The sequence below is a fragment of the Candidatus Neomarinimicrobiota bacterium genome (genome assembly GCA_021157965.1).
Lineage (GTDB): Bacteria > Fidelibacterota > Fidelibacteria > Fidelibacterales > Fidelibacteraceae > Fidelibacter.
Map to the genome: position 1 here is coordinate 16,240 of JAGGVO010000027.1, position 11,123 is coordinate 27,362.

The window sequence follows — 11,123 nt, forward strand, 5'->3', positions numbered from 1 at the left end:
AAATCGGCAAAAACATAGAATATTCGACAAATCATCAACAGATGTTAAATTATAAAAAAATATCAAAAGACATATTCCCGGGTTGCTTATAAATCATAAAATCGTCATATTTGCATAATAGAAACAGACAGGGAAAAGAGGTGTTCGCATGGAATTTTGGATTATTATTGGAGCGCTCATCGCCATACTGATTCTTGTATGGCTGATCGAGTACCGGTATCGCCGGCCGGATCAGATTGTTTTACGGGAGCGGAAGGGGGTTGTTGAGGAAAACAAAAAGCGCTGGTATCCCCGTCACACATCCCTGGCTCTTCCGGGGAATGTATATGCAGTGCAATCCCAGGTGGATACGGAAGCCAGGGGAAAACTGGGAGTCCGGGTTGTGATGGATCTGGCCGTGGCGCCTTCGAGGAACCATTTACATGCTCTGGTCCGGGCCGGGGGATGGTCATCGGATGTGGTAGTCCATGCCACACGGGAGTTGGAACGGCGGACCCATGCCATGATCCGGGAGTTTGTTGAGCAGAAAGATATTGATGCCATTGAACCGGAAGTGCTTAAAAAACAACTCATAAAGCAGATTTCTGAAACAGCTCTCCTTTTGGGATTAGAGCTGGACAACCTGCACATTCAAAGTATTGAACCGCTGGACAAACGGATTACAGAAGCCATGCAGCGGCGGGAGGCGGATCGCATTCTGGAAGAGACGGAAAAAGCCAGTCAGCAGGCCAGGGTCTCGGCAGAAAAAGCCCGCATCGAAGCAGATACGGAAATTGCAGACCGGGAACATTCTCTCCGGTTGAAGAAACTGGAGCTTTCAGGAAAGGAACAAGCCCGGGAAGCGGCACTAGCGGAAGCACGGGTTCGGGAAGAACAGAAACGCCGGCTTATGCAGATTGAAACCGAAAGCCGGGAGATGGAACTGCTGAAATCACACCCTGAAATGATTCTCCTTTCACCCCAACTGGCACAGCTTGCCGAGTCTTCCCAGCAGTTGAGAAATGCCCGGACCGTTATCAATCTTCAAGGTCAGGATGGTTCGGCTGTAGGATTTATTCAGGAATTGCTGCAGGATGTGCTGAAACGGTTGCAAAAGAGCGAAACAAAGGAATCCTGACGGTTTCATGCCTGATACGCAATCACATATTCCGCGTCTCAATCCGTTGCGGGTAGCCAGGATATCTGAAATCAGCGAACTCACATCCGGCGCTGATGTTTCCGATGTCCGCCGGGTAAGTTTCCATATCGGAAATCCGGTCCGGGATATCCGCCTGGAAGGAAAAATGCTGACACTCCTTGCCGGAGATGAAAATCCCGGTAAACATCCCCTGTGGCCATTAATTGTCAAGGCGGTGTCATCCAGCATTCCCTATGCCCCCCGCGGTGGTTACCGGAGTCATGACATTCCCGAACTGGTCCGTACGATTCATGATCATTTGCTGAATACGGAGCGGGAGGGATTGGAATATTATGTGGGTGAAAACGGCGATCCCAGGGAAATGATTTTCTGTTCCGGCGGGCATTTTGAGACACTCCGGGTGTTCCTCAGAGTCCTGAACACCTCTCTTGAAGCCCCCTCAGCCCGGATACTTGCCATCGGGACGGATTTGTCTCTCATTGTCTCCGATTATGAGCGACTCCGTTTTATTTCTCTGCCGAAAAATCCCCAAGCCCTTTTTTCCGGGGATACATCCCCGGTCTTTTTTATCATCGGCCGTTACCTTTCTGAAAGTGAACGGAAACTATATCGTCAGATTACCCTTGAATATCCCGCCATGTTTGTGGAGATGAATGATGCCCCTAATCATCTTTCCCTGGCACGGGAAGCAGGACTCCGGGACCATGTCATCCGCTTTCTGAGTCCGGCGGTTTTTGATCCGAGGCTTGCCTTTCTTCCGGTCGTGACCGTTCTGGGGAACAGTTCTTACCTGCAACAAATGGAAACCCTCCATTTTGAGTTGAAGGGCACACCCTCTGCGGCGGAAATTTGTGCTCTGGAAGCCTTTCTGACCGGTGAAACGGAATTAAATACGTGTCCGGATCTCCGTCCGGGGATAAATCCGAGACCCTTTACAGGACATACGCTTCTGGAATCCTTCTGGGAAAGAACCCGCCAAAGTACGGGCCGTATTCTTGGTGAATCTTCTCTGGCAAAGCGCCATTCTTTAAAGGATCCTCTTGTTTCCCTGACCAGGGAGGAACTTCTTGATTTCTATGCAAATTTGAGCCGGCAACCTGAAAGAATCGAGGATTTGGAGTTTTCATTTCTGGCGGCTTTTCTCCGTTCCTACCCTTTTTACCGGCAACAGGAGTGTTGTGTGGTGAGCGGATCGGCACGGACTGCCCTTGCCATTCTCGGGCAACATAGCGGAATCAGGGATGTAATCATTTCGGATATGAGTTGGAATTACGAGCATGCCTTTCCCCACTGCCGGTCTGTCCCCCCATTGCCCGATCTCCGTCCCGATGTCCCCGGAATTTTACATGCCGTGGATACCTGTCTGCGCCAGGACCCGTCGTGGCGTGACAAGGGGGCTGTAGTAGTCAATACACCTCACAATGCTACAGGGCTCGTGTGGAAAGGGGAAACACTGGATCTGTTGATCCGGGAACTGGCTATCCGGCGTGTACGGATTATCGATGATTTATCTTATTACGGCATTGCTCCTTCCGACCATTTCGGGCCTGAACCTTCCATCCGTCAGCGGGCTTTGAAACTCCGGGAACGGGGCATTATAGCCGATAGGGCTCCGGACCTCATTTTTACTGTTCACTCGTTATCCAAAACCGACTGTCTGGCAGGAGCCCGTCTGGCAGTAGCCCATATTCCTCATCCGGCAGTCCGTGAGCGCTTTCAGGCGCTGAACAGGAAAATCCGGCCCAATCCCACGGCTTTGCTTATCGGTCTTCTTTTTTACAAAAATCCCCTTTCCCGGTTGGATGAGTACCGGATAATGAGAAACCGGATTCTCAACGAGCGGATGAAAGCTTTGGAGAAGGCCCGGCAGGAACTACCGGCGTTTCGGAACAGGCAGAATATTGTGATTCACAGGCCGGAAGGTGCCATGTATCCCCGGCTGGAAATCAAAGATCTGCCGCCGGGTGTCTCTATTGACCTGCTGGCAACAGAACTGGCCAATCAGGGAATCGGTCTGATTCCTTTAACGGCTTTTGCTCGTACATCTCCCGGATATACTGCTGCCTGTAAAAGCTTCCGGCTTTCCCTGGGAGGTGGCGATTCGGCGGAAGATCTGCAGTTTAAAACCCGCCGTATGTTGATTGACCTGAACCGGATTATCCGTATCAAAGCGGCATCGGTCCGGCGGGTTGATCTGCCCCCGGCACGGTTGCGGGAGAACCCTCGCAATCCTTTCATACTCCAATGGGAATCTGTCTGCCGGGAAATTGCCGATCTGGCCCTCGAAAAGGGTACAGACCGTATCCGGAAACGGAACCTTCCCCTCGAAGGCCCTTCCGGATTAAAAACATTTCTGAATGAACGAATCCACACATTTACACAACAGTTTCAGAATGCCTATAGCCTGGATGAAGCCCGCAGACTCTGGATTCGTTCACAAAAAACACAAATCCTTCAAAAGAAGCTGCAGGAGGAATTTTATAAGGAATCGGATGAAGAACGGGCAGAACGTTTTAAACACAGGCTTTTTGACCGGACTGTCCATCCCACACAAATCCATGCCCTGCCTGTTGAGCAGGATTTTCGCAGCATGATCGATGTGATTTGCCGGAATCAAACAGTCACGACAGATTTGAAAAGGCGCCTGGCACGTTCTCTGGTGGATGAATTTTTAGGGGAAAATGTGGCAATTTCCTCATCAAAAGAGGCTTATGAACTGGTTCTGGATATCAGAGCCTGGCAGGATGCCGAAGCCCGGGCGCAAATTATCCATGGTGTGGAGAGCCCGGTACTCCTTTCGTTTTGGAGCGATTGGGACGGAAGTTCCCGTCCCAGCGGCCAGGGACACCGCTTGGCTGCTGCAGTCCTTCTCTATGATGTACAGCGCATGGCCGGACTTCTGAAACATGCGCGGAAAATTGATCCGTCCTACATCCCCCCGGAAGAACTCTGGAAAAAAGTCCAGAAACTGGAAGATACGACCCGCAAATTCTGGAAACTTCTGAACCGGATTACCGATTTGACAGTGGAACTGGCAGAGCGCTATCAATCCCTGATGCCTTATGATCTGGTCAATCCTTCCGCTTTTCGGAAAATGCTGGGCAAGGTTGGACTTTCCGGCGATCCTGTACGGAAAATCTGGCAGCACAATGATAAACTGGAACGACAGATGCGGAAACTCCGGGAAGAACGGCGCTATTGGCTGGAGTATTATTTTTCGCTGAACAAGCAACTCCGGAAATCGATCCACGATTTTATTCCCCGCATTGCCGGCAGACTCGATGACCCTGCCGTATCTTTCCCCTTTGTGGCCTTCAAAAGCGCCGTCAAACGTGTTGCCCTGACGCCCCGGATTCACCAGAAACAAATTATGGATCAGGACCAGTTTGCCATAGACACGACAGTGTACAACATTTGTGAAATCAACATGCTGGCTCATCGGACCGGTCATCCCCGCATGGTTCCGGCCCTTCAGGTAAGCATGAGCGATACGCCGAGGGCTTTTGTCAATCTGGACCGGAAATTTTTACAGCAGCGGGAAATTCTCGGCCGCTCCGGTGGAGAGCTTGTTCCTCCGGTGTGGATTATTCCCCTCTTTGAAGAGATGGAGCGGGTGAAAAGTATCCGTCAATATCTGGATGAACTCTGGTCCTATGCCGCCCGGACCCGGCGGGTTGAACAGAGTGAGCAGGACCGTTTCAAAGAGATGGTTTGTGAATTTTTTATTGCCGGTTCAGATTTGAGCCAGCAGGTGGGACAGGCAGGGAGTCAGGAGTTATATCAGCATGCCCGTGTGGATATTAAAGAGTGGCTGGCTTCCCGTGGACTGGCAGCTGACGTGCGGGTGAAATTGGGCAGCGGAGAACCCATGCAACGCCAGGGCGGTTACTATGATCCGCTGGCCGGTAAACCGGTGACGGTACCGGAAGGACTGGATGTATTACCAGATAGTCCCCTGAAGCTGCAACTCTCATCCGCCCGTTTTCCCCTGAGAGGTATCTGGCAGGGCCGGGAGTTCCGAACCTTTCAAAGCACTGTGAGTGAAACCATCCGTTTCCTGAGCCTTGAAGACAGAACAGCGCTCCTCCATCACCTGACAGTTTCATCAACCGATCATGCCGATCAGATCCGGCACATGAACGATACCTTTCAGGGAACCCGAAACAGGTCCGTGATGCAACGCCGGCAGATGATTGAATCACTTTACGGCTATGCACCCGATACGGCCATGGACCGTTTTATTGAAATCCATACGCGAAATTTCCGGCAGATTCTTTATGGCCGGGATGAAGATCTGACAGGACTCCATCTTGTCAGTTATTTCCTCTCAAGGATTGTGCCTACACTTCGGGATCGGCCCACTATCCGGCCTGTCAGCAGGCAGGAGGGACGGGAACTTTTACAACGCCTGGCCCGCATTATTCCCATGTCGGAAAGCGGCAGCATGCTCCGGGCTATTGGTCATCAGCGAAGCCAGACGGTGATGATTGGCGTTAATCAGCTTTCAACCGGACTTTTCCGGGCATTTCGTCAATTCATGGAAGATCCGGAATGGAAAGGGGAGGGATTGACCATCCTTAAAGACAGGATTTTATCCCGTCTGCCCTGTTTGGATATTCTGAAAACCCTCCGCCTCTATCAGGATCCTGAACTGAGGATTGTCAAAGAAGCGGCCCTGGCTTTTCCACCGGGGAATTCAGCTTTTGCCGCTCTCGAAGAGGACCATCAGCTCATCCGGGAAATGGCCCCTCTCCTTCAGGAAGAAGTGTTGCGGCAGTTGGGATTGCCGGTACAGGATATTTTAAACGAAAACGGGGTGGATCCGGACATTTTATCCGCTCTCCATCCCGAACTGGCCGTTTTAATGCAATACGATTTTATGAATTGTGATAAAGAGACTTTTCTTACGTCAATTCGCCATATCCCGTCCGATGCCTGGTTGCAGGCCGTCTTGTCGGAACTGGAAAAACCCGGATATATCGAATCTCACCGGAATGCCGTGTGGAATATTGTTTCCGGCAGTGTATTGGAAAAGATCAGGAGTTTCAACGAACTGGCGGCTGCCCTGAATACACTGGCAAATATTTTTCCCGACGGAGCGATTGATGGGCAGACCGGCAATTCTGTTGGCAGTCTGTTCCGGCAGGTTTTGCGTCTGCCATCCTCCCAGGAAGATGACCGCTTGAAAATACTCCTTTTGGAAGCAGTCCGTATGCTTCGTACAGCCACTGCCCGACAAACAGAAATCCCCGTGGATGTCCTGCGGGTGATCCGGGATGTCCAGCAAATCATTAAAATGGAAGAAACCGCCTTTAAAACATCGGAACGCAATCTTATTCAGGCACACCTGCTGGCTGTAGCACGGCTGACAGGGGAAAATGGGTAATTTGAGAGTGGAGAGGATGAGTTTGAGTTATTTTTCAGTGGCTTCAGGAAATCATACCATGCTTTTTCCCGACTTTATAAAATTTCTCCAGGCAGAAATCCAGTTGATCCCGGGTATGGGTGGCCATATAACTGGTACGTAACAGACAACGGTCTTTGGGCACGGCAGGGGAGATGACGGGGTTGGTATAGACTTTTTCTTCGTAGAGATCTTTCCACACACGGAAGGTTTTCATCTCTTCACCGATAATTACCGGGATGACAGGTGTGGTACTCATTCCGATATTGAAACCCATGTTTTTCAGGTTTTTTTGAATATAAGCGGCGTTTTCCAAAACCTTTGTCCGGCGCCAGGGCTCTTTTTCAATGATTTCCAGGGCTTTGGTGACCATGGCCACATTGGATGGCGGCAGGGCGGCCGTGAAAATCATGGTTCGGGTATTGTGCTTCAGATAATCGATAACCGGTTCTTCTGCGGCGACAAATCCTCCGACACATGCCAGCGATTTGCTGAATGTCCCCATAATCATATCCACATGATCCGTTACTCCGAAATGGGCTGCCGTCCCGTTTCCTTTAGGACCTAAAACACCCAGGGAGTGAGCATCATCCACCATCAGTCGGGCACCGTATCTCTTGGCAATCTGTACAAGCTCCGGCAGATTGATGATATCGCCTTCCATGGAGAAGACCCCATCCACGACAATAAAACGCCCTTTTGTTTTATCTGCAGCAGACAACTGTTTTTCCAGATCTTTCATATTGTTGTGCTTAAAGCGGATAATCTCTGCCCGGGAGAAACGGGAACCATCAACAATGGAGGCATGATTGAGCTCATCACTGAATAAGAGGTCTCCGGGTCCTACTGTTGTGGCGATAACTCCAAGATTCACGCCAAAACCCGTAGAAAAAACCAAGGCTGCCTCTTTGTCCACAAAGCGGGCCAGTTTGGTTTCCAGTTCCTCATGAAGCACCATGTTTCCATTTAAAAAACGGCTGCCCGTCAAGCCGGAACCATATCTGCGGATCGCTTTAACACCCGCTTCCAAAATTTCCGGATGCTTTGTGAGTCCCAGATAATTGTTGGAACCCAGCATAATTACCTTTTTCCCCTCTATTACAACCTCTGTAGTATCGGATTCCTGAATTTTCAGAAAATAGGGATAATAACGAAGTACCTTAGCCGTTTTTGCTCGTGTAAAATGGTACATCTTGTTAAAAACGTCCGGATATTCACTAAAAAACTCCGTTTTTCTGGCTTTAAACTTTTGCTGCGCAATTTTTTTCAGTTCGGGCAACATGCTGTTCCTTTCTTCTGTTGTTGGTGTAAATATATTAAAATTCAGGGGAATCCTGTACATATAAGTGTGTATGATGGAAGATTGGTACTTCGTTATGACCGGTTGTGGCGGTCTTTTTTGATGACAGGGAAAGTGGTGAAAGTTGAAAAACCGGATGAGTGGATAGGGACGACGGGTTGCAGCACGGGAATTAGTGTTCGGGTCTTAATATATTAAAAATAATATAATCTTGCGTTTAATTGCAGTCGGGATTATTTTATCCCCGGGGGTTTATACATATAAACATCTTCCTATATAGTGAGATAAGAATTTTATAAATACGTGATACCTGTATTCTAACCCGCAACCCTCTCAACGTTTAAGCGCCTTACCGTCTAACCCTTTGAGCCCAAAAGAATTTTCTTTAAATTACATTATGATTCAAAAGGCAAAACGTGATGGATTTCAGGGTTTAAAAGTTATTATCCTATCTCTGTCACACATGTTGCATGATACTTATTCCGCCTTCTTAGCGCCTGTTTTACCGTTGATTATTGAAAATCTTGGAATTTCCTATGCTTTAGCCGGCCTTTTGTCTGTGATTCAGCGGGTACCGTCCCTTTTTAATCCCTTTGTCGGCCTGGCCATAGACCGGCTTCCCGTGAAATATTTTATTATTTTTGCTCCCCTGGTGACAGCCATCAGCATGAGTCTCATCGGCCTGGCCCCAAGTTATGGTGTTCTGGCTATTTTGCTCTTTGTCAGCGGTGTGAGTTCTACAGTTTTTCACGTCCCTGCTCCGGTGATGGTCCGCCGTTTATCCGGAAAGCGGAACGGTATGGGGATGAGTTTTTATATGTTTGGAGGAGAATTGGCACGAACTCTGGGACCCCTGACGATTCTGGGTGCCATCAGTCTGTGGGGATTTTCCGGAACCTGGCGTTTGACAGGTTTTGCACTGGTGGTGACGGCTCTGCTGTGGATTGAGCTCCATTACGTGGATCTCCATGCCCGGAATGAAGCAAAAAGTGAATCCATGCCCCGAATCCGCGAGGATGTAAAACAAATTATTCCTTTCCTGATTATGATGGGAGCTATGTTTTTTTTCCGTTCTTCCATGAAAAGTGCCCTGACCATCTTTTTACCAACCTTTTTAAAAAGCCGGGGTGCAACCCTCTTTTTTGCCGGAGCCGGCCTTTCGATTCTCCAGTTTGCCGGTGCGGCGGGGACTTTTATTGCGGGGACCTTTTCTGATTATTTCGGTCGGAGGAAAACTTTGATTTTTATCACCAGCGTAAATCCCTTGCTCATGGCCTTGTTCATTCTCGCGAAGGGATTCTGGGTTTTACCGGTCCTCCTGCTTACGGGATTCTTCCTTTTTGCTTTTGGTCCCGTTACCCTTGCCATGGTCCATGATATCCCCCATAACCGGCCGGCCTTTATAAACGGACTTTATATGACTATGAATTTTATTCTCAGTGCCCTGGCTACATTTCTGATCGGGTGGCTTGCTGACCTGTTCGGACTTGAAACAGCGTATATCATTGCAAATATCATCGCTCTCGCCGCTATTCCCTTTGCAGCTAAAATTCCTTTAAAAAATTCCACTGCTCATTAAACAGAAATCCTCAGTCATATTTATAAATTCTGTACAAGCGACATAAGATAATCTGCCGTTTAAAGCCCTTTCAAAGTTCAATTGTGCTTATATTCCCGAAAGATAAATGAGGGAAACAATATTTCATGATAGAAGCAATTCTGGATAAAAAGACATTCACAAAAGATGATCTGGTATACATGCTGAAGGCTGAAGGTGAAGATATGGACCGCCTTTTTAAAAAATCCATGGCGGTGAAGGAGTATTATATACAGAATAAGGTATATTTTCGGGGACTTATAGAGTTTTCGAATATCTGCCGAAAAGATTGCCTCTATTGTGGAATCCGTAAATCAAACGTGAAAGTTCACCGGTATGATATCGCCGATGAAGAAATTCTCAAAGCAGCTCAATTTGCCTATGAGAATCATTTTGGCTCAATTGTTCTCCAATCGGGTGAACGAAAAAGTCCTGCCTTTACCAAACGGATCACAAAGCTTTTGGATGGCATGGATAAACTATCCGGCGGGAAACTTCGGGTAACATTATCCTGTGGAGAACAGTCCCGGGAGACCTACAAGGAGTGGTTTGAGCACGGTGCAGCCCGTTATTTACTCCGGATTGAGACATCGGACCGGAATCTGTATGCCAAACTCCATCCCAATGATACTCTTCACGATTTTGATGAGCGGTTGGAGTGTCTTTATGACTTAAAGGATTTGGGATATCAAACCGGCAGCGGTGTAATGATCGGGTTGCCTTTTCAGAGTCACGAAAGTCTCGCTGAGGATCTTCTCTGGATGCAATCCATCGATTTGGATATGATCGGGATGGGTCCCTATCTTGAACATGAGGATACCCCGCTCTATGCTTTCCGCCACCTTTTACTGCCGCAGAAAAAACGTTTCGAACTGGCCCTGAATATGGTGGCAGCCCTCCGGATTCTCATGAAGGATGTGAATATTGCCGCAGCAACAGCGTTGCAATCTATCCACAAGCTGGGACGGGAAAAAGCCATCAAAATCGGTGCCAATGTCATCATGCCCAATGTAACTCCTGGTGAATTCAGGGATGATTATCATCTTTACAATAACAAGCCCTGTACGGACGAGAATCCCGAAGATTGTAAAAGCTGCCTGGAAATGCGGGTCGGACTGGCGGGAAATAAAATCGCTTATGATGAATGGGGGGATTCAAAACATTATAATAAGAGAATGATGAATCTCAGAGGCAGGGCGCGACCGGGCATATAGAATTTAGAAGCTGGAAGTTAGAATATAGTATCTTGCTAAATATCTATTATTTTCCGTATATTTTTATGATTGATTAATTAATATCGCCTGAATTCAACAATTAAGTGCAACTCAGAGTTTTTTTGGAAAAACAGGCAAGCTGTTGTACAATTTGTACTGTTTTTACCATAAAACATGAGGTGTACAAATGAAAGGATACAAACAGCTTACCCTTGAACAAAGATACGGAATTTATTCCTTATTGGAAACAGGGCACACACAAAGCGAGATGGCGTATGAATGGGCTGATCAGACAATACTTCCCTAAAGACAGGGACTTTGCAAGCATCATACCCCGGGAAATTATTTCAGCTATGAAAAAACTGAATAACATATTACGAAAATGTCTTGGATTTAAAACGCCAATCAAAGTATTTTTTTGAGAAAGACATGTTGCACTTAATACTTGAATCCAAGTCATTTTCAAACGG

At 47.9% G+C, this 11,123-nt stretch carries 5 protein-coding genes; 4 read left to right on the forward strand and 1 reads right to left on the reverse strand.

The window, feature by feature from the left end:
* Positions 1-148 precede the first annotated feature (148 nt).
* Entirely contained in the window at positions 149-1,117 is a 969-nt protein-coding gene (locus J7K63_03405) for a hypothetical protein (GenBank protein ID MCD6234069.1), read from the forward strand.
* Positions 1,118-1,124: 7 nt separating this feature from the next.
* Entirely contained in the window at positions 1,125-6,524 is a 5,400-nt protein-coding gene (locus tag J7K63_03410; GenBank protein ID MCD6234070.1) for a pyridoxal phosphate-dependent aminotransferase, read from the forward strand.
* Between the two features lie 43 nt (positions 6,525-6,567).
* Here J7K63_03410 and J7K63_03415 read toward each other — a convergent pair whose 3' ends face one another.
* Complete coding sequence (locus J7K63_03415; GenBank protein ID MCD6234071.1) at positions 6,568-7,824, reverse strand: aminotransferase class I/II-fold pyridoxal phosphate-dependent enzyme; 1,257 nt, start codon at positions 7,822-7,824, stop codon at positions 6,568-6,570.
* A 481-nt stretch (positions 7,825-8,305) separates the two neighbouring features.
* Here J7K63_03415 and J7K63_03420 point away from each other — a divergent pair, with 481 nt between their 5' ends.
* Entirely contained in the window at positions 8,306-9,421 is a 1,116-nt protein-coding gene (locus tag J7K63_03420) for an MFS transporter (protein ID MCD6234072.1), read from the forward strand.
* 125 nt (positions 9,422-9,546) lie between these two features.
* Positions 9,547-10,653 carry a [FeFe] hydrogenase H-cluster radical SAM maturase HydE gene (gene hydE / locus J7K63_03425; GenBank protein MCD6234073.1) on the forward strand — a complete coding sequence of 369 codons (1,107 nt, stop codon included), beginning with the start codon at positions 9,547-9,549 and terminating at the stop codon, positions 10,651-10,653.
* The last annotated feature ends 470 nt before the right edge of the window (positions 10,654-11,123 follow it).